1 pseudogene is annotated in these 536 nt (G+C 52.8%); it reads left to right on the forward strand.

What is annotated here, in order from left to right:
- Positions 1-536, forward strand: a pseudogene (locus IE065_RS17900) (hypothetical protein); the annotation flags it as partial.

The following is a 536-nucleotide window of genomic DNA, read 5'->3' on the forward strand; positions in this document are numbered from 1 at the left end:
AATGGCGGTACTGGATTTAGTAATGCGTGGGCCAACAGTGGCGCGGGCGGAGATACAGTCACTTATCCGGGGAATACCTATAGCTCTGGTGCTGATAATCTAAGCGTAACGGGCGGCTTTACCACAGTGACAAATACGGCCACGGCTGGCTCTTTTCGTGATTTCTCGGCCATCACTGCGCCTGATGGCACGACGACTTACTGGTTCTCGCTGATTTCTTCAACGGGTGGTGTTGCATTTGGCTCTGGTGGTGATGAGGCCTCCTTGCAGATACGCGATTCAGATAACACCGAACTGCTTTCGGTAGGTGCCTTTGGCAGTTCTGCAAATTGGCGTATCCGGGCCAAGAGTGCGGATGGGGGCATATCCGGTTTCAGTGATGGTGGCGACGCCCCCAATTCAGGAACGAGCGCCTTTATTGTCATCCAGGTTAATATCAATACGGCAGACTCCGCCGCAGATGATCTCTACTTCTGGGTGAATCCTTCTTTGGACTCAACGCCTACAATCGGCAGCGCTACAAGTTCAATTACCGG

It is taken from the genome of Cerasicoccus arenae (genome assembly GCF_014651635.1).
In the GTDB taxonomy this organism is placed as follows: domain Bacteria; phylum Verrucomicrobiota; class Verrucomicrobiia; order Opitutales; family Cerasicoccaceae; genus Cerasicoccus; species Cerasicoccus arenae.